A 19,738-nucleotide genomic window follows, 5' to 3' on the forward strand; every position below is an offset into this window, starting at 1 on the left:
CCTTGAAAATCCTGACATCCCTCTTTTTGTTTTTTGCTTGTTGCATCGCGGCTTTCGGCGCCAAAGCGACAGAGAAAGGCGTGATTAGAGGTAAGGTAATTGAGGAGGTAGGCGCCTTGCCTATTCCCTTTGCGGTGGTAGCCGTTTTTGAGGGCGCTGCAGAACAGCCCTTGTCTACCATCCAAAGCGATGAAAATGGCGTATTCAAATTTGTGAACCTCAAGCCCGCTACTTACAGGCTAAGGGTAAGCTATGTGGGCTTTGCCAGCCTCGTAGTCAACGACATCATCATTACCGAAAAGGATTTCGACAAAAACCTGGGTAACCTGAAGCTCAGCAACGAACAGAGCAATCTGAACGAAGTGGTAATTACCGCACCAAAGCCCCTGATAGAGTTTGGGGCAGACGTGATTACCTATAACGTAGGCTCATCGATACTGGCCGAGGGGAGCACCGCAACAGACATCCTCAAAAACGTACCGATGGTGCAGGTAGACATCGACGGCAACGCAACCATAGCAGGCAAAAGGAGTACGCGTGTTTTTATTGATGGCAAGCCTTCCGATTACATGACCTCCAACATTACCGACCTGCTCAACGTATTGCCTTCTGACGCTATCGAGAAAATAGAGGTCATGACCAACCCGCCTTCAAAATACTCGGGCGATGGCGAGGGCATCCTCAACATTGTGATGAAAAAAGGCTTCAAAGTTGGCTTTAACGGCAACATAGGCATCACCGCTGGCCTGCAGGGCAATACCAACACCAATGCCAATGCCTCCTACCGTGGCAAAAACTACAACCTGAATGGCAGCGCGGCCTACCGGCAGAATATCGGCAAAGGCAACAGCGAAAGCTACCGTACCAATTTCTTTCCCGATACTACTTTTTATTACAACCAGTTTAACAACAACCGCAGCAAAAGCGATGGAGGTAATTTTAGGCTGGGTTTCGACTGGGACATTACGCCCAAACAAAGCCTCCGCATCTCGACCAACTACAACATCAACAACAGCAATAGCCGCTCGGGCAACGATTTTTATTACCTGAACGAAGACCAGATCGCTACGCGCCTGCGCAACCAGCAGAACCTGGGCGATGGCAACAGCAATAACTTTGTTTTTAATGCCGATTACAACCTGCAAACCGATACCGTTGGAGGCAAACTGACCATGGGCATTACCGCAAACACCAATGCCAACAACGATTTGCGTTCTTACAACCGTACCTATGCCTTTCCAACCAACTTAAACCCGAGTCTGCAGCAGAACGATAACGAAATCAGCAACCAAGGACTGAATTTTAACCTCGACTACGACAAGCCGGTTTTTAAAAAGCGCGACCAGTTGGAACTGGGCATGGCCTTTAACTACCGCAAAAACGACAACGATTTGTTGGTGCAGAATTTCAATTACCAAACCGAACAGTACCTAACCAATAAAGCCCTAACCAATAAGTTTTTTTATAACGAACATATTCTTTCGGGCTATGCTTCTTACAATTTGCGGCTCAATGGCTGGGGCTTTAAGGGTGGATTGAGAGCCGAATACACCGATGTAAACTTCGACCTTTCTACCGGGGCCAATTACCATGTCAACCCCTACCTGAGTTTGTTTCCCAACGTATCGATTAACCATTACTTCAAAAAGCGCTTTAATTTTGGGGCGACCTACAGCGTACGCATCAACCGACCTCGAGAAAACACGCTGAATCCGCAGGTTAACAATGCCGATACGCTGAATATTTCTTACGGCAATCCCGATCTTTCGCCGGCCTATACCCACCAAATGGATTTCAGTTTTGGTGCCTTCGGACAAAAATGGTCGTTTACGCCACGTATTTCCTACTCAACCGCCAGGGGCGTCATCGAACGTTACCGCATGGTTAAACCAAACGGCGTATCAGAAAGCACATTCGACAATGTGGGCACCAACCACTCTATTGCCTTGATGCTGATTGGTAATTTTAGGCCTACCAGCAAGATTTCTACCAATGGCAATTTCAGCGTCATCCAGAGCCGCTACAGCTCTAAATTAAACTCTTCGCTTAACCGCGACGGATTGAGCTTGAGGGCATCTTTAGGTTTCTCGATGCAGCTGCCGTTTAAAACCGCTTTCGAGTCGTACGTAAACTACGCCAACAATATCAATGCGCAGGGCCGCAACAAAGGATCGATCAACAGCAGCTTCGGGGCCAGGAAAACTTTCTTTAAAAATACCCTGAGCGCCCGAATCAGCACCAGCGACCCTTTTGGCCGCCGCAACAACAATTCGTTTAACCAAGGCACTAATTTTACTTCGCAGAGCTATTCGACCAACAACTCGAGCAACGTGAGCTTCAGCTTGAACTATCGCTTTACCAAGGTGAAGGTAAACAAGGTAACCATTCCGCCGCCACCACCCGTAAAACAATAACTTTTTCGAAACACACTTGCGAAATTTTAACGAATACACTTGCGAAGTTTTAAAAACTTCGCAAGTGTTACCAATTACCCCCATCCAACTCTTAGCCTACAGACTCCTGACTATGGACTTCAGACTATAAACTATCGACTAACAGACTAAAATCGTATCTTGCAACCATGAACAAGGATAACCCCTGGAAAATATTGGAAAGCCAAAAAATCTATGATAACAACTGGATTTCGCTTACTGAACATCAGGTTATTAACCCTGCTGGAGGCAAAGGTATTTATGGCGAGGTTCACTTTAAAAATATAGCCATCGGCATTATTCCTTTGGATGCAGCCTACAACACCTGGCTGGTTGGGCAGTACCGTTTCCCGATCAAGGCCTATAGCTGGGAAATCCCGGAAGGTGGCGGTCCGCTAAACATCCACCCAGAAGAAGGTGCCCGACGCGAACTGCCCGAAGAAACTGGATTAAGCGCCGGCCGTTTAACAGAAATCCAGCGCATGCACCTCTCGAACTCGGTAAGCGACGAGCTGGCCATCATCTATGTGGCCCAAGACCTCCAAATGGGCATGGCTTCGCCCGAAGAAACCGAAGAATTGGCCATTCGCAAACTGCCTTTTGAGGAGGCTTTTCAACTAGTTTTAGACGGAACCATTACCGATAGCATGAGCGTGGCTGGCATTTTAAAAACCAAGTTATTGATACAGGAGGGTAAAATCTAATTTGATATGAGAAAACTATTCGGCTACATCTTATCACCCCTATTTTATATTGCTTTTGGTTTATTGCTTTGCATTTTCCATCCCATCCAATGGATCTGCTATAAATTATTTGGCTACAAGGCCCACAAAAAATCGGTGGATTGCCTTAATTTTTTCTTGACTTATTGCAATTGGTTTCTGCTCAACTCGGTTACTTTCGTCAACCAGCAAAACCTGCCAACCGATAGGCCCATTATTTTTGTGGCCAATCACCAAAGCATGTACGATATCCCAGGGCTGATTTGGTACTTGCGCAAGTACCATCCCAAATTCATTTCGAAAATAGAACTGACCAAGGGCATTCCATCTATTTCCTACAACCTCAAGTACGGTGGCGGTGCCAATATCGACCGTAAAGATGGCAAGCAGTCGGTACTCGAAATCGGCAAATTGGGCAAGCGCATGAAAGAAAACAACTGGTCGGCCGTAATTTTTGCCGAAGGTACCCGCACTAAAGATGGCAAGGTAAAGACCTTTCACGTAGGAGGCATTGCAACCCTCCTGAAAAGAGCACCCAATGCCTTGCTGGTACCGGTAGCGATAGAAAATTCTTGGAAAATCGTTCGCTACGGATCATTTCCATTAAGCGTAGCCGAGGCCATCAGATGGACCGTGCTAGCCCCTATCGAACCGGCAGAAAAACCGGCAGAAGATATTACTTTGGCTGCCGAAGTAGCCATCAAAACCAAACTTCATCAATTAGCCTCATGAAAATCGTAAAATATTTCCTCCTCTGCTTTTTAAGCATCAGTTTAAGCGCAAACGCCCAAAACAAGAAGGCAACCAACACCTTATTGTGGGAAATTTCGGGCAAAGGCCTACAAAAGCCTTCTTATTTGTTTGGCACCTACCACTTTGCGGGCAAAAGCTTTATCGATACCATGAAAGTGTTGAACCAAAAGCTGAACAATGCCGATGCCGTGGTTGGCGAACTCATTATGGATAGCAACATGGCTATCAAACTGGCGCCTTATATGCTGATGAAGAACAACTTTCTGGATAAGCTACTCAGCCCCGACGAATACAAAATGGTGGCCGACTATCTGAAAAAAGTATCGGGATACGACCTTAAAATGTTCAATTCGATGAAACCTGCAGCCATACAGGTGATGTTGCTGACTTTTACCTCGCCTATTACCTTTAGCAAGGACAACCCTGCCATAGACCAATATTTTCAGGATGACGCCAAAAGCAGGAACAAAAAAGTGCTAGGCCTCGAAACCGTAGAAGACCAAGCCGAGGTACTGTTGGGAGGAACTTTGGAACGCCAAAAGGAGCTCTTGCTCAAAAGCATTAGCAAAGAAGAAAAAACAAAGGCCGAAACCCAAAAAATCTACGATTATTACATTGCCCAAGACCTCGGCAAATTCGAAAAGCTGTTTAGTCAGAACGAAGATTACACCCAGGCAGAAATGGATAAGCTCCTCAAAAACAGAAACCAAAATTGGCTAACCCAACTGCCGGCACTCATGCAAGGCCAAAGCCTGTTTATTGCCGTTGGTGCCGGGCATTTGATTGGTAAGGATGGCTTAATCCAAGGCTTGAAAGCGCTAGGCTATACGGTTACGCCCCTGTCCACAAATTAGTTTCAGTTAGCAGTTTTCAGTTGGCGGCATCGAAACAATCAACTATCGACTATAATCCATGGACTATGGCCAATAGACCATGGTCCATGGACGACTATAAACTTCACGGCTAGATATTCCTGCCGTCAATCAGTTTAAAAAATTCGTCGCGGTAGGTATCGCCAATCGGGATAATTTTTGAGGCAATAGAAATCCGGCTGCGTTCAATACTTTCGATCTTATCCAGCGAAATGATGTAAGACTTATGCACACGGATAAACTCGCCTTTGGGCAGGGTTTCTTCCATTTTTTTCATGTTCTGCAACGTAATTACACGCTCGGTTCTGGTAAAAATAGAAATATAGTCTTTTAGCCCTTCGATGTATAGGATATCGTCGAGTTGGATTTTTTGGATCTTATGTTCTGTTTTCACAAAAATAAAATCCTGTACTGGCGCATTGCCGTTATTGGTTGCAGCTGGCGCAGGTACCGGTTCTGGTGCAGCCACTGCCGTGGTTTCAGAGCGTTGCAGATTTTTATGTACTTTTTCTACCGCCTTGTAAAAACGGTCGAAAGCAATGGGTTTAAGCAGGTAGTCTGACACGTTAAGGTCGTAGCTTTCCAAAGCATATTGCGAATAAGCCGTTGTGAGGATAAAATTAGATTTCTCGCCTGCTATCTTCAAAAACTGGATACCCGTTAAATCAGGCATCTGAATATCCAAAAACACCAAATCAATGCCCCCAGCCTGTACCAGTTGCAAAGCTTCGATGGCGTTTTCGGTACGTTTAACCAGTTGCAAAAAGGGCACCTTCGAAACGTAATCTTCAATAATATCGAGCGCTAAAGGCTCGTCGTCAACAGCAATACATTTTAAAATCATAAGTCTAGCATCAGTTCGGTTGTGTAATGGGTAGCCGAATTTACAATATTTAATTTATACCTTTCTGGATAAAGCAATTGCAGCCTACGTTCTACGTTGTTCAGGCCTACGCCACCCATGGCATCTTTATTGGTTTTGCTCTTTTTGTTGGTTACGCTAAAGTGCAGTATTTTTTGGTTGGCAATGATATTGATCTTGATCGGATCTTCGGGATCGTTGGCTACGCCATGCTTAAAGGCATTTTCTACAAAGGAAATCAAAATCAGCGGTACTATTTTCTGGCCGTCAATCTCTCCATTAATGCTGATTTCTACAGCCGCGCCATCTTTAAACCTGAGCTTCTGCAGTTCTACAAAGCTCTGTACATATTCCACCTCCTTGTTAAGGCTCACCCAGCTGTCGTTGCTTTCGTAAATCATATAGCGCATGATTTCCGAGAGCTTTAAAATAGCATCGGCGGTTTTGTCTGATTTCTGATAGGCCAGCGAATAGATGTTGTTTAACGAGTTGAATAAAAAATGTGGGTTAAGCTGCGATTTGAGGAACTGCAACTCCATGTTTTTCTTTTCGCTCTCCAAGTTCGACTGTATGCGTTGGCTCGAAAACCAGTCGGCGGCAAATTTAAGCAGCGAACTCATCACCAGATAAAAGCCACTGGTAAACAATGCCTGAACAATAAAATGGTCGTAAGACTGGTATTCTATTTTTTTGGTATCATGATCGGCAAACCGCAACACCTCTTCTCTATACATGACGGCAAGGCCAAACTTGATGGCAACTGTTACCAGCAAAAGCCCCAGAACCGCAAACACATAAAGCCATGCCCGTTGCTTGCGCTTGGTAAAGCTGGGTATCAAAATCAGGTAATTGATAAAGTACAGCGAGATATTGATAATCAGGAAGGCCAAGTGGTTGACCAGAAATTCGTGAAGTGTAAGCTTATCCCTATTGCCGTATAATCCAAGTACGGTGAGGCCTATGATACCAGACCAGAATATGGAATTAATAATAATTGCGCTTTTATTTTTCATCAGCGTATATTTTTTCAATGGTTATGAAGCTCTCCTGCACCTATCTAATTAAAGTTTTTGGGCGATATGCTTAGGATAGGCTCATGCCATTTGATGCTTTTAATATCTATCCAAAGTAGCTATTTCATTTGTTTTGGGCCCTTACTTTCGACGAACTGGCATTTTTTTTCTACCAATAGGCTAAAATAATCAATTACCGGCAAAACTAGCCTTTTTAGGCGTTTATCGAGAATATTTTGCACTTGGTCTAAAACATTTTAGCAGCATTTTTTTAATTATTCTATTTGTTTCAACAAAACAAAACGAACATGAAAAAGTTATCAAACGTATCGCCATTCTTACTTTTATTAGTACCAGTTTTCTTGATGATGGTATTGGCTTTTGCAACCAACAACATGGGCAGCAGCCAAGACGAAGAGCTTGCGGCTAAAACTACAGGCACTACAGGTAACCTCATCAAAGCGGCAACTGCAATCGTAAAATAAGATGGGAAACAGCTACGCTATAGAAACAGTTGGCCTAACCTATAACTTCGGTGCACAAACCGTAGTTAAAGATTTGTCGCTACAAGTTCCGAAAGGAAGCATTTATGGTTTCTTGGGGCCAAATGGCGCAGGAAAGACCACAACCATAAAAATCCTGCTCAACCTGCTCAAGTCGCCTGCCGATCAGGTATTTATTTTTGGCAAGGAAATCAACAGCAACCGCATAGCCAGCCTGAAGCGCATGGGCGCCCTGGTAGAGCAGCCGGCCATTTACGGCCACTTAACCGGCAAGGAAAACCTGGTTAACCGTTGTCTGCTGCTGGGTATCAGAAAAAGCAAATGCGATGAGATGCTGCAATTGGTTGGACTTAAAGATGCGGCCAACAAAAAGGCGGGAAAATACTCGCTAGGCATGAAACAACGCCTGGGCATTGCCTTGGCCTTGGTTTCAGACCCTGAGCTTTTGTTGCTCGACGAACCCACCAATGGCCTAGATCCGAACGGCATTATCGAAATCAGGAACCTGATGATCGAATTGACCGCCAAGCACAACAAAACCATCTTGGTATCGAGCCATTTATTGGCCGAAATAGAAAGAACTGCCACTCATGTAGGCATTATCAATAAAGGCGAGCTCCTTTTTCAGGGCACCATCAACGAACTTCAAGACCTGAGCAAGGTAGCTGTTAAGATCGAAACCAACGACCAGGCCAAAGCTATTGAACTATTAGGCAATAACGGTGTTGAAATTGTACAGCACAATGAACACAGCATTGCTATAGCCTTTAAAAACAGGGAAGACATGGGCCACATCAATACCTTGCTGGTACAAAACGGCTTAACCGTTTACAGCTTGGCCAAAGAGCGTAAAGACCTCGAACATTTATTCTTAGACATCACTTCAAAAAATTAATATCATGCGCTCATTTTTTGTATCCTTATCCTCAGAATTTTATAAGTCGAGAAAAACATTGGCTTTTTGGAGTGCGATTTTATTGCCCCTATTAATCTGTGTGCTCATGAGCTGGGGCATCATTTCAGAGGCCAAAGAATTGGCAAATAATCCAGCCATGCTCCTTTGGTTCAGGTATATCTCTCGCATTATTGTTGTAATGGGCGCGTTTTTGTTGCCTGTGTTGGTTATTTACAATACCTATTCCATTACCAACATGGAATATAAAGGTGATACCTGGAAAACCCTCTTTTCTTTGCCATTACCGAAGCTGTCGATTTATGCCAGTAAGTACCTTTACATTGTTTTTCTTACCTTCTTGACCATGGCCCTGTTCTGTGTGTTTATCATTGCAACAGGACATGGCATACAGTTTATCAAGCCTGAACTACGGTTTGGCGACTATAACCCTAATCAGTATATCTTTAAGTTTTTCACTAAACTATTTCTATCTACTATTGGAATTATTTCTCTACAGTTTTTAATGAACCTGATGTGGAGTGATTTTTTAAAGCCTTTCGGAATCGGTTTTTTGTTAATGATTATGGGCTTAATTACATCTGGAGTAAAATGGAGGTATGCAGACTTTTTCCCTTATGCCTATCCAAATCTAACCGCACAGAGCATTATGCAATCAAAAGGCGGGATAGATAAGATTGCCATTTTTGACCAGGCTATTTACAACAGTTTGATTTGCGGGGTAGCGGTATTTATTATAGGATATTTCATGGTGGCCAGAAAAACCATCAAATAAAATAGGCTGGTGCATGCATCGGCCATATCAAGACTTTAGTTTAGTTTAGTTTTTAGTTTAGCAAGAAGGCAATGGATGTTGCCTTCTTGCTTTTTTGTAGGTGTCTAGGTCAACTAAAAGAATCACAGTTTAACAGATTTTCATCAATTAAATAAGACAAAGATATTGCCCAGGTTGGTGTTCTTCACCAACCGGTTATAGATATCTGTTATTGTCGGTGAAGAACACCAACAATAGCAACGCCTTCTTGCTTTTTTTGTTGGCATCCAGGCCAACAAAAGGAATTACAGCTTAACAGATTTTCAAACCATTAAATCTGTCAATCTGTGGCTTATAAAGAACCCTACCTTCCAGGCCTCGGCGTAATCACCAAGCTTTCGTGCCCTGCTTCGTCTAATGATTGCACACCAAAGAAATAATTGTCTTTCGAATAAGGCAAAGTAGCCGAAGTTTCCTTTATAAAAAACTTGCGTTCCCAAAACGGACTGGTGGTTTCTCGCATCAACACATAATAACCTGCAGGCGTTTTGCCTTTGGGTGCCTCCCATTTGAGAGCTGTTTTATTGGTTAACCCAGAGGTTTGAACCGTTACGTTTTCGGGATCTTGTGTAGCCCAGGCCAAATTGGCCATTACCGACAAATTCATGCGAGTTACTTTTTGCAAGTAGTTGTAATCTACATATTCGGGCAAATCACCATATTTAAAGCCGTTTTCGGTTCTTACATCCTGATGTTGGCGATTAAAATCTTCGTTCATCTCTGTAATGCGCACAGCCGTAAAACCCTGTTGCGAGAAAGGTGTATGATCACCTCCGCGCAGAAAACGGTCCCTGCGATAAATCAGCTTGACCTCTAATTGGTCTACATACCTTTCGGCCACTTCTTTAATGTATCGTGCCGCCTGACGGGCCTTGCCATCGTTTTCTGTACCTGCCGATTGGCGGGTAGCAGCCTGCTCCTTGGTTTCAATCGGCGATACGCCTTCGCTAAATACCCTTACGCTTTTATTGTCTTTAATATCGGTTTCCATGCCGTAAGAATTGCCAACAATATCGTTGTTCATGAGCAAGTGGACATTCCAACCCTCCTCTTTTGCTCTTTTGGCCAGATTGGTAGCGCCATATAGGCCTTGCTCTTCGCCAACCATGGCTACAAAAACCAAAGTGGCACTAAATTTTTGCTTGCTCATTACCCGGCACATTTCCATTACGGCCGCCGTACCCGAGGCATCGTCATTGGCCCCCGGAGCAAAGTCCTTAATGTTCATCACATCGGTTACCCGCGAATCGTAATGCCCCGAAACCATAAGCATCCGTTTATCGTTCGGGTCTGTTCCAGGCAAAATGGCTACCACGTTTTTAAGTACGGTCGGTTCTTTGATTCTTCGGCCATCTGCAGCTTGCACAAAGCTGTCGTAGCTTACCTGTAGCCTGCCTCCGCTGGCAGCACCGTATTTTTCAAATTCGCTTTTAATCCATGCTCTTGCTGCGCCAATACCTGTGGTTTTGCTGGTGGTATCACTCAGGGTATGTCGGGTTTGAAATGACACCAATTTTTTGATCAATTGTTCTAAGTTGGAGGCTGAAACCTCGGTCACCATAGCGCTGATGTTAGGGTCGCGATTTTCTGTTTTTTGTGCCTGAAGCTTGCCTGAACAAAGCAAAACAATAAAGAGTAAGGCGCTGCAATATTTTTTAATCATGATAAGCGTAATTAATATCTTAACTGGAAGTTACAATTATTTCTGCTTTGTTATCATCTATCAACAATAATGATACTTAGTTAAAAATGTATTTTTTTTGATTAGCTAATTTCTATTAAATTAGGGTAACCAAAATTTAATTAAACCTTAAACAATGAAAAATTTTAAAACACTCACAAAAAAAGAAATGAAAAACCTGATGGGTGGTGTTCCACCTGGCGGAGGAAGTGGTGGCGTACTAAGCCACTGCTGGTGTACTGACCAAACCATGTGCAGCCTGGAATGGGATTGTGATGGTGGCCGTGATTGTGGATACATGGCCATGACTTATTGTCCGCCGAACGAATATGATGGCGGCTATCACTATGCCTGCGATGTAATGGGTGATCCGGGACCTTGGCCTGAATAAGTTCAAGACTATTACAAAACAACTAAAAAGGGCTTAAAAAGCCCTTTTTTCATTATAGCCAAACAAAAATCCGTGATTTTATAAAAGTGTAAAAATCTGAATAGGTAGCCTCATGTGTTTCGCTTTAACTGTAAATTCACCATTGCTAACTTAAACTAACAGTATGATGAAAAATTTTACTATGAGCGCATTGGCCCTAGGCCTTTGCTTTTCTGCTTTTGCACAAGAGCCCGTAAATTCGGCAGCCGTGCAAAAAATCAGAGCCGAGGGCCTGGATAAATCTAAGGCCATGGACATTGCCTACCATATTACCGATGTAGCCGGACCGCGTTTATCAAATTCGCCGGGCCTGAAAAGAGCGCAAGATTGGGCACTTAAATATTTCAACGAAATTGGCCTTAAAAACGTGCACCTGGAGGCTTGGGGCGAATTTGGAAAGGGTTGGCAAGTAGACAAATATTATGCGGCTACGACCTTGCCTTTTTACCGCCCGATTATTGCTTCGCCAAAAGCTTGGACACCAGGGACAAATGGTCCAATCAAATCTGAAGTAATCCTGATCAAGGCCGATACCGTTACCGATTTGGCCAAATATAAAGGCAAGCTGAAAGGTAAAATCATCATGATTGAGTCTGTTGCGATTCAACCGTTAAAGAACTCTTACGCACCTGATGTGGTTCGCTTTAACGACGAAGCTTTAAACAATATTATGAAGCCGATGGAACCGCGTACCGGTCGCCCAGGCCAAGCTGGTGGCAACAACCAAAGAGCCATGATGCTGAGGATGATGGCTAACAGAGCTGCAATCGATAGTGTTTTATTGACCGAAAAAATCGGTTTAAAATTAACTTATGCCCGTGGCAGCTACGGTACTTTCTTTACCAGCAACGGCGCATCCTACAAATTGGATGCTAAACCGGTATCGCCAGAATTGGAAGTAAGCAGCGAAGATTACCTCCACATTTTGCGTTTGCTACGCGGTGGTGAAAAGGTAGAGATGGAAGCCGAAGTAAAAACTTCGTTCTACGACAAAGATCCTAAAGGCTACAACGTAATCGGCGAAATTCCGGGTACAGACCCTAAATTGAAAGACGAAGTGGTGATGATTGGCGGCCACTACGATTCTTGGCACTCGGGCACTGGCGCTACAGACAACGCCGCGGGTTCAACCGTAATGATCGAGGCCATGCGTATCTTAAAAGCCATCGATTTCAAACCTAAACGTACCATCCGTATTGCTTTGTGGAGCTCAGAAGAACAAGGCTTATTCGGTTCTAGAGGTTATGTAAAAGAGCATTTTGCCGATCCTACCGATATGGTGACCAAACCTGAACATGCTAAACTAAGTGCTTACTATAATTTAGATAACGGAACCGGAACCATTCGTGGCGTTTATTTGCAGGGCAATGCGGCCGTGAAAGATATTTTCCAAAGCTGGCTAACGCCTTTTGAAGATTTAGGCGCCAAAACCATCACCATTAACAATACCGGCGGCACCGACCACCAGGCTTTTGATGGCGTGGGCTTACCGGGCTTCCAGTTTATCCAAGATCCGATGGATTACAACACCCGTACCCACCACTCTAACCAAGACGTTTTTGACCGTTTGGTAGAAGACGATTTGAAAAAATCGGCTACCATTGTGGCTTCGTTTGTTTACCATACTTCTGAGCGTGCCGAGAAATTGCCACGTAAAGAGATGCCTAAACCACAGCCTCCGCGTCAATAATTCATTCTATAAACAAAAAGGGCTCCAATTGGAGCCCTTTTTGTTTAAAAACCAAGCAATGATTGAGCGCGTCATCTTTTCCTAAACAGTTCTGGAGCGTCCGTTAGTTCGGCCAAATCAATTTCCAGTTTGGTCTTGCCCTCATCACATTCTACACCTACTGTAAAAGCACCCCATCCAACAATATTGCATTGTGCAACGCCATCTAAAGCCCTTACTTTTTGTATTTCTTTCATAAAAGAGGGATGAAGGTGAAACAGCACATCACCTACCAATGGATTATTCGGATCGGTTGAAGTAACGGTTAGGTTAATGTTGAACCAATTCCGATCATAGCTCGTTTCTCTGACAACAGCTGTTACCTTTCTGCCATCTGCTTCCGATTTGCCACCCCAAAGACCTTTCTGCGGATCGTCTGGCAAATCTTGCGACCGCTTAAATTCCTTGCGTTTCTTAATCATCGAATTGGTGGCAGGCGTAAATGTTTGCACAAGAGCCCGCAGGTCTTCATCTTTTACGGTATTGAGTTCATTGGCTTTGTTGAGCCTATTTTCGGCCTTCCTCTTTTCATTCTGCAAGTCTTTTAAAACCTTTAAGTCGATATCCTTTTGGTTAAGTATATAAGGAAACTCTATCCTGGTCCACAGGTAGCCGATAATGGCTCCGGCTATCGGATAAAAGACAATTAAGGCATAGCTAAATACATAAAAATTCAAATGGCAGGTTTGATCGGCACAGATGGACTTTTGCAAACTTTCGTTGATATTATTGGCTGCATCTCGCATCATGCCTAAGATGGCTTTAAACTGAATCATACTCAGACCGATGACGATTTTGGTAATCCAATCAGAAATTTCTTCTAGGCTACTATTGTCCGTATAATTTGGATCTTCTGGTGCAATAGGCCTGCCCTCTTTGTCTAATTGTACAGTGGCTTGTTTGTTCTGGTATTTTTTGGGGATGCCAAAAACGAAACCCAACACACAGCCCGAAATAAAAAAAGCCATCGTAACCGTTAAAATAGAAAGGATGGCAAAGGCCTTATTCTCCTTGAAAAACAGGAACAATGTTAACAGCAGCAACAAGGTAAGGACTAAAGTAAGCAATACGGAGTTTTTGATGGCGCTCCGAATAGACCTGGCCTCATCTTTTCGATTTGTAGCAGTTGTCGATGCGAAAATCCTGCTCAACCAATTTAAAAATTTCATAGCGTATAGAATAAAGCGTTAATATTATTTTGTCCAAGGCCTACTTGCTTAAGTTGGCCGTAAACGTAAAGAGGCCTAGCAAATTGCCTTTATCTACGTCGTATTTTAGGGTAAGTGGCAACCACAAGGTTTTATACAGGTTTACCCTAAGTGTGGTATTTAGTGTAAAAACATCTTTTTTCTGCAACGTAGGGCCCGTTCCGAACTGCCTATTGTACTGGGTGGCCAGCTTAAATTCAAGCTTTGATTCGTTATCCTTGTTTTGCACCAATACCTTGTTGAGTCCTAGGGCTATAGACAAGGGCTTATCGTTGTAATTAGGCGAAGACACTGTCGAATCGTTGGCTACTTTGAATTGGGTTTTAATTTCAAATTCCCATGGCTTTTGGACGCTTTGTTTCCAAAGTCCAAAAGTTAGCGTAGAGCCTATTGTATATTCTCCCTGCTTGTTTACCCGGTCGTAGGTAACGGTTGGCGAAACTACCCAAAGTGGCTTTTGGGCATAGATTTTTGATACGCTCTGAAACTGGCTGTTCAGGTTATCCTTTCCTTCAAGTATAGATTTAAGCGTTTCTTGCAGTTGCTCATTGGTGTTACTACCTTTTTTCACAAATTTTGCTACAAAACCTTCACTGCCTAATGCCTCTTTTATTTTGGGGTCAAGGTCGGAAAAATCATGATTCCTGCTGGCTTCATTCCAACTTTCCCTTACCTTGTTCATCTCATCGTCACTTATACCCTTAGCATCAAGATACTCGATAACGCCTCGTTTTAAGGCACTAAATGCGCTTACATAATTGTCCAGCTTTTGAAGCTCTACACCCACACTGGTTTCAGTAATATTTCTTTTGTTCAGGATAGCAAACGTAAAGCCCCCGCCAATTTTAACAATGTCATTCTTGTCGTTGCCCTTTATCTCAAAGTTGAATGAGTTTTGCCTTAGTCTTCGTTCCTGGTCATAAGGCAACTGTCGCTTTTTGTTAAGAATCTGATAAATGCCCAAAAAGGATGAATTAAAAGTGTAAGTACGATCATCGCCTAACAAGTTGTCGATGCTGGCCCTAAAAAGGTTGGTTAGTATATCTTTACTGTTAGCCGTTTCTTCGGCCTGAATAGCTGTAGCGACTGAATCTTTTCTTGCTGCCATGTTTTTTTCTTGTGCAAAAAGAGGCACGGCATATAGATAAAGTACCAAGAGTATCAATTTTTTCATGGCTAATTGGTTCTAATGGTAAAACCTCTTGAAAAACCTTCGTCTTTCATTGTTTCTTTAATAAGGTTTGGCGATTTGAATTCGCCGGAAACCTCTATTTTAAGCTCTCCCTCTACATAACCGTCCAAGTCAATATAATACCTTGAGTTATCGCCCAAATCGGAAAATACTTCTGTAAAATTTTGTCTATACACCTTTTTAAAGTCATAAGGGTGCAGCTCGGCATTAGAGCAGTACACGCAAAGCGTAAGAGAACGATTACCCTCTTCTGGAAATCTGCCTTTGATTGTGATGGTTTTCATTTTTTGACTGTTTGCCTACTCTATGAACCCTTTTCGGCTTACCGGGAGTATTTAGATGAGTCAAAGCTAAGCGGATGGACAGGGAGATATGGAGCGCTAATCACCTGATTTGACAGGGTATTTTTACGGTAAAAAAACAGAACATTTTACGGTTGCTAATCCACTGATAATTAGTGAATTTTAACTAACGAAATCAATTATACAAACCATCTAAAAAACGAAAATCATGATTGTAAAACTAGACGGAAGCGAGCGCAAGTTTTTGGGCAAAGGCTTCGACAGAGACACGGTAAAAGAAATGGTAAAAGGCTATCGGAAAGACCCTACCAATGGCGACCCCCTTAGATATTCCCATTTTACTATCCATGAGGTTTTAAGCCTGTTTGTGGCCAACAATGTTCTTAATGGACTGATTACCGAAGCTGACCTCGTAAAAAATGAAGAAGTATTCAAGAAATATGGCCTTAAAATTTACTTGGGTCGGCATGTCTCAGAAACATCCTTAGATGGATTGCCTCCAGAAATAAAGGGCGATTACAAAAATAAAATCACGACCATTCTTTGTAACACAGAAGTGAACCGAGGCTTCTTTGATATCTTAAAGAAAAAAAACTTTGTAGCCTATGCCGAAGGAAGAAAATCAGTAGAACCAGGACAGGCCCTAGACCAAGCTGAAATAGCCCCGCCCTATAATATCGGCGTAACCGACCCTACGGGAGAACAAGACATTAACAACATGCCATAAAAATGAGCTTGATCAAATTTCCCTTTTCTCTTTTAGCAGAATGGACGTGCCTCATCGCGTCCATTTTGCTGCTTAGGCATGTGATGCCAAAATATTGGAAACTGTTCATTCCTTATCTGGCGCTTACCGTTGCCCTCGAAAGCTATAGTTTCTTTGCAAACAGAGTATTGCTGCTAAAAATAGATACGCAGTGGATGTATAACCTATTCCTACTCGTTTACCTTATATTCCACTTGTACATTTTCTGCAAAATCATCGAACTTCGCTTTATTCGGAACATTGGCCTAGGTGCTCTGCTTATCCTTTTGACCTCCTATGGATGGGAATGGGCTCAAAAAGGCTTCTTTGTTTTCTTTTCTACGACCAATATCTTGTTCAGCGGTGTTGTAATTGTGCTGTGCGTAATCTATTTTTATAGTCTGTTTCAGCAGGAAGACTACAAAAATATTTTTAAGGATGCTGCTTTTTGGTTCGTAACCGGTTGCCTTATCTTTTATGCGGCAACAGTGGGACTCTTTGCCTTCTTTAGCAAGATTGCTGCGCCTAACCAAACAAATCTGGTTATACTCAGGAAGATTATTATTTCCATTCTAAATATTATCATGTACGGATGTTGGATCAAATCATTCTTATGCCTGCGCAGAGCGCAAGCCTCTCTACGGCAATCATCTTAATCAGCATTCTGTTTTTTATCATTGCGCTGGGTCTTGTGTTTTTGGTGGGCATCTACAACCAGCGGAGGAAGCTGCATGTAGAAGAAAAACGGTTCCTGAACCAAAAATTCGATGCCGAACTGCTCAAAACCCAGATAGAGGTGCAGGAACAGACCATGCAAACCATCGCGGCCGACCTGCACGATAATATTGGCCAATTGCTGAGCCTCACTACGCTTACACTGGGCTCTATCGATATCAACGCCAAGGAAAAGGCTCAAAAAAAAGTCAACGATTCGCTTTCATTGGTCAACAAATCCATTCAGGAACTGCGCGAGCTGGCCAAACTCTTACAAGGCGAGCAAATTGTTGCCCTGGGCCTCGGCCATGCCCTGCAACAGGAATGCGATTGGCTGAAAAGAACAAAGGCCTACAAACTCCAATTCAACAACCAACTGGTGGGCCTCGACCTCAATTCGCCAAACAAAGACCTCATCATACTGCGCCTTGTACAGGAAATATTCAACAACATCATCAAACACGCCCAAGCCAAACATATTGCCGTTGAAGCCAACTTAAACGACGGGATACTGTATCTTAACGTAAAAGAAGACGGTATTGGCTTCGACTACGAAAGCATTAAAAAGGCCAGTCCAGGTATGGGATTGGCTTCGCTACAAAAACGGATAGCCCTGATCAATGGTGTGATAGACATCTATTCGGAACCAAAACTGGGCACCTCCATTACCATCGAAATCCCTTATCCCTAATTTATGCAAACACGTATTGCCATTGTTGACGACCATACGCTCTTCCGTTCGGGACTAGCCAGCCTATTGGCCGAATTCGACGAAATTGAAGTTGTTTTTCAAGCCACCAACGGCCTCGAACTGCAAGAGAAAATCAAAACCCATCCCGAGGTTCAGCTGGTGCTGATGGACATTAACATGCCTCAAATGGATGGCTATGCAAGCACCAAATGGCTCAAACAAAACTTTCCGGGCATTCATGTATTGGCGCTGAGCATGTTCGACGAGGAAAAAGAAATCATTGGCATGCTCAAAGCGGGTGCCGGAGGCTACATGGTAAAAGAATCGAAACCCAGCGATTTGCTGCTGGCCATTAAAACCATGATCGAAAAAGGCTTCTTCATCAACGACCTGGTTTCTGGTCGACTGTTGGTTTCGCTAAAGCAAGAGGTACCCAAGCCGGCTTTTACCGACCGCGAGCTCAGTTTTCTGCAGTTTTGCAGCACAGAACTTACCTACAAGGAAATCGCAAGCTTAATGAATGTAAGTCCGCGTACCGTCGACAATTACCGCGAAGCTCTTTTTGCCAAGCTCAACATCAAATCGAGAACAGGCCTGGTGGTTTATGGCATCAAGCATGGGCTGATTGTTATTTAACCCATTGCTCAAGCCACTTACACCTCTTTTATCTTGCCTATTGAGGCCTTAAAATTTCTTAAGGCCTCAATGGTAAAATATGGTCTGATTCGTCTACCCCAAATCAAATTCCTGATGCCTGTCTGGAATTTCTACACTTAGGTAACCTTTGGCCAATATTTTCTCTCTAAAAACCTGTTGTACATCGTAATCGCCGTGTACCAGGAATATTTTTTTCACTTTTTGCGGATCTTGCTTTGCAATAAAGCGCAACAGGTCTTCGTAATCGCCATGCGCACTCATCGATTGGATGCTTCTTACATCGGCCACTACCTTAAAACGCTCGCCAAAAATACTTACCTCTTTAGCGCCGTTCTTTAGGCGTCCGCCCAACGAGTTAGGTTCGCAATAACCTACCATCAAAATGGTATTTTTCTGGTCGCTGATATTGTTCTTGATATGGTGCTTTACCCTACCCGCCTCGGCCATGCCCGAAGCCGAAATGATGATGCAAGGATCTGGATTGCTATTAAGTGCCTTCGATTCTTCTACATCTTCTACGTAATGTAGGTTTTTAAAATCGAAAGGCTCATCATCTATTTTGAGTACATTGAGTACATCCTGATTATAACCTTCGGCGTGGTCTTCTACAATTTGGGTGGCCTTGGCCGACAATGGACTATCTACATAAACCTTTACGTTCGGCAGTTTGCCTTCCAGGTCGAGGTTGTTCAAAATATAAAGCAGTTCCTGCGTACGACCCACGCTAAACGCCGGAATAATCACTTTACCTCTTTTCTGCACGCAGGTTTCGAGCACTACTTTGAGCAGGGCTTCTTTGGTGGGCTGGGCATCTTTGTGCAAGCGGTCGCCATAGGTAGATTCTAACAAAATATAATCGGCTTGTGGAAATTCCTGTGGTGCCTTCAGCAACAAATCGCCATACTGGCCAACATCGCCGCTAAAACTGAGCTTGGTTGTTTTTCCGTTTTCCCGAATGGTAAGATGCACCGAAGCACTGCCAATAATATGCCCTGCATCGATAAACTGCACGCTCACCTCGTCGGTTAAGCGGGTTTCGGTATGGTAATCAACTGCCACAAAATAATCCATGGCTTTAAGTACATCTTCTTCTTCGTAAAGTGGCTGTTCTAAAGGCAAGCCTCTTTGCTGCAGTTTTTTATTCTTATACTTCAAATCGCCCGCTTGGATTTTGGCCGAATCGAGCAACAAGATCTTACTCAGCTCCATGGTAGCTTGTGTACCAAAAATCGCGCCCTTAAAACCTTGGGCAATCAAGCGCGGGATAAGTCCGCTATGATCGATATGCGCGTGAGAAAGGATCAGGAAATCGACCGAAGCCGCATCAAAGCCAAAATTTTCGTTCAGCTCTTCCGTTTCCTGTCCCATGCCCTGAAACATGCCACAGTCTAACAATATCTTTATCCCATTGTTAAGGGTAACCAGGTGTTTGCTGCCGGTTACGTTACGGGCCGCACCATGAAAAGCTATTTTCATAAAAATTGTAAATTATTTTTCCAATATTA

General features: G+C 43.4%; 20 protein-coding genes. 13 read left to right on the forward strand and 7 right to left on the reverse strand.

The window, feature by feature from the left end:
* The first annotated feature begins 2 nt into the window (after window positions 1-2).
* The 4 genes from VRU48_RS13535 (at window position 3) to VRU48_RS13550 (ending at window position 4,761) form a co-directional block, all read left to right on the forward strand.
* The gene (locus VRU48_RS13535) at window positions 3-2,414 is read left to right on the forward strand and encodes an outer membrane beta-barrel protein (RefSeq protein ID WP_330108452.1); all 2,412 of its coding nucleotides are present in this window, start codon (window positions 3-5) and stop codon (window positions 2,412-2,414) included.
* A gap of 167 nt (window positions 2,415-2,581) precedes the next feature.
* Window positions 2,582-3,136, forward strand: coding sequence for an NUDIX hydrolase (locus tag VRU48_RS13540; RefSeq protein WP_330108453.1), 555 nt, complete (start codon window positions 2,582-2,584; stop codon window positions 3,134-3,136).
* 6 nt (window positions 3,137-3,142) lie between these two features.
* Entirely contained in the window at window positions 3,143-3,886 is a 744-nt protein-coding gene (locus VRU48_RS13545) for a lysophospholipid acyltransferase family protein (protein WP_330108454.1), read from the forward strand.
* On the forward strand, window positions 3,883-4,761 hold the full coding sequence (locus VRU48_RS13550) for a TraB/GumN family protein (protein ID WP_330108455.1): 879 nt from the start codon (window positions 3,883-3,885) through the stop codon (window positions 4,759-4,761). Before VRU48_RS13545 ends, VRU48_RS13550 begins: the two co-directional genes overlap by 4 nt.
* Before the next feature lie 109 nt (window positions 4,762-4,870).
* Here VRU48_RS13550 and VRU48_RS13555 read toward each other — a convergent pair whose 3' ends face one another.
* Both VRU48_RS13555 and VRU48_RS13560 read right to left on the reverse strand, forming a co-directional pair.
* Window positions 4,871-5,623 (reverse strand): LytR/AlgR family response regulator transcription factor, encoded by a 753-nt coding sequence (locus VRU48_RS13555; RefSeq protein ID WP_330108456.1) that lies wholly within the window; start codon window positions 5,621-5,623, stop codon window positions 4,871-4,873.
* Complete coding sequence (locus VRU48_RS13560) at window positions 5,620-6,654, reverse strand: sensor histidine kinase (protein WP_330108457.1); 1,035 nt, start codon at window positions 6,652-6,654, stop codon at window positions 5,620-5,622. Before VRU48_RS13560 ends, VRU48_RS13555 begins: the two co-directional genes overlap by 4 nt.
* A 308-nt stretch (window positions 6,655-6,962) precedes the next feature.
* Here VRU48_RS13560 and VRU48_RS13565 point away from each other — a divergent pair, with 308 nt between their 5' ends.
* The 3 genes from VRU48_RS13565 to VRU48_RS13575 are packed head-to-tail and all read left to right on the forward strand — an operon-like array spanning window position 6,963 to window position 8,845.
* The gene (locus VRU48_RS13565; protein ID WP_330108458.1) at window positions 6,963-7,139 is read left to right on the forward strand and encodes a hypothetical protein; all 177 of its coding nucleotides are present in this window, start codon (window positions 6,963-6,965) and stop codon (window positions 7,137-7,139) included.
* Between the two features lies 1 nt (window position 7,140).
* On the forward strand, window positions 7,141-8,052 hold the full coding sequence (locus VRU48_RS13570) for an ABC transporter ATP-binding protein (protein ID WP_330108459.1): 912 nt from the start codon (window positions 7,141-7,143) through the stop codon (window positions 8,050-8,052).
* 4 nt (window positions 8,053-8,056) lie between these two features.
* Complete coding sequence (locus tag VRU48_RS13575) at window positions 8,057-8,845, forward strand: ABC transporter permease (protein ID WP_330108460.1); 789 nt, start codon at window positions 8,057-8,059, stop codon at window positions 8,843-8,845.
* Between the two features lie 343 nt (window positions 8,846-9,188).
* On the opposite strand, the gene VRU48_RS13580 is transcribed toward VRU48_RS13575, so the two are convergent.
* Window positions 9,189-10,547: a M28 family peptidase gene (locus VRU48_RS13580; RefSeq protein ID WP_330108461.1), complete on the reverse strand. Its 1,359-nt coding sequence runs from the start codon at window positions 10,545-10,547 to the stop codon at window positions 9,189-9,191.
* Window positions 10,548-10,701: 154 nt separating this feature from the next.
* On the opposite strand from VRU48_RS13580, the gene VRU48_RS13585 reads away from it, so the two are divergent.
* On the forward strand, window positions 10,702-10,956 hold the full coding sequence (locus tag VRU48_RS13585) for a hypothetical protein (RefSeq protein WP_330108462.1): 255 nt from the start codon (window positions 10,702-10,704) through the stop codon (window positions 10,954-10,956).
* A 166-nt stretch (window positions 10,957-11,122) separates the two neighbouring features.
* Window positions 11,123-12,685 carry a M28 family metallopeptidase gene (locus tag VRU48_RS13590; RefSeq protein WP_330108463.1) on the forward strand — a complete coding sequence of 521 codons (1,563 nt, stop codon included), beginning with the start codon at window positions 11,123-11,125 and terminating at the stop codon, window positions 12,683-12,685.
* A 71-nt stretch (window positions 12,686-12,756) separates the two neighbouring features.
* Here VRU48_RS13590 and VRU48_RS13595 read toward each other — a convergent pair whose 3' ends face one another.
* The 3 genes from VRU48_RS13595 to VRU48_RS13605 are packed head-to-tail and all read right to left on the reverse strand — an operon-like array spanning window position 12,757 to window position 15,408.
* On the reverse strand, window positions 12,757-13,893 hold the full coding sequence (locus VRU48_RS13595) for a pYEATS domain-containing protein (RefSeq protein WP_330108464.1): 1,137 nt from the start codon (window positions 13,891-13,893) through the stop codon (window positions 12,757-12,759).
* 40 nt (window positions 13,894-13,933) lie between these two features.
* The gene (locus tag VRU48_RS13600; RefSeq protein WP_330108465.1) at window positions 13,934-15,106 is read right to left on the reverse strand and encodes a hypothetical protein; all 1,173 of its coding nucleotides are present in this window, start codon (window positions 15,104-15,106) and stop codon (window positions 13,934-13,936) included.
* 2 nt (window positions 15,107-15,108) lie between these two features.
* On the reverse strand, window positions 15,109-15,408 hold the full coding sequence (locus tag VRU48_RS13605) for a hypothetical protein (protein ID WP_330108466.1): 300 nt from the start codon (window positions 15,406-15,408) through the stop codon (window positions 15,109-15,111).
* A 226-nt stretch (window positions 15,409-15,634) separates the two neighbouring features.
* On the opposite strand from VRU48_RS13605, the gene VRU48_RS13610 reads away from it, so the two are divergent.
* The 4 genes from VRU48_RS13610 to VRU48_RS13625 are packed head-to-tail and all read left to right on the forward strand — an operon-like array spanning window position 15,635 to window position 18,212.
* On the forward strand, window positions 15,635-16,153 hold the full coding sequence (locus VRU48_RS13610) for a hypothetical protein (RefSeq protein ID WP_330108467.1): 519 nt from the start codon (window positions 15,635-15,637) through the stop codon (window positions 16,151-16,153).
* Between the two features lie 2 nt (window positions 16,154-16,155).
* Window positions 16,156-16,827, forward strand: coding sequence for a hypothetical protein (locus VRU48_RS13615; protein ID WP_330108468.1), 672 nt, complete (start codon window positions 16,156-16,158; stop codon window positions 16,825-16,827).
* Window positions 16,785-17,576, forward strand: a complete 792-nt coding sequence (locus VRU48_RS13620) for a sensor histidine kinase (protein WP_330108469.1) — start codon at window positions 16,785-16,787, stop codon at window positions 17,574-17,576. Before VRU48_RS13615 ends, VRU48_RS13620 begins: the two co-directional genes overlap by 43 nt.
* Before the next feature lie 3 nt (window positions 17,577-17,579).
* Entirely contained in the window at window positions 17,580-18,212 is a 633-nt protein-coding gene (locus VRU48_RS13625) for a response regulator transcription factor (RefSeq protein ID WP_330108470.1), read from the forward strand.
* A gap of 93 nt (window positions 18,213-18,305) precedes the next feature.
* Here VRU48_RS13625 and VRU48_RS13630 read toward each other — a convergent pair whose 3' ends face one another.
* Complete coding sequence (locus VRU48_RS13630) at window positions 18,306-19,709, reverse strand: MBL fold metallo-hydrolase (RefSeq protein ID WP_330108471.1); 1,404 nt, start codon at window positions 19,707-19,709, stop codon at window positions 18,306-18,308.
* Between the last annotated feature and the right edge of the window lie 29 nt (window positions 19,710-19,738).

The sequence above is a fragment of the Pedobacter albus genome (genome assembly GCF_036324255.1).
GTDB lineage: Bacteria > Bacteroidota > Bacteroidia > Sphingobacteriales > Sphingobacteriaceae > Pedobacter > Pedobacter albus.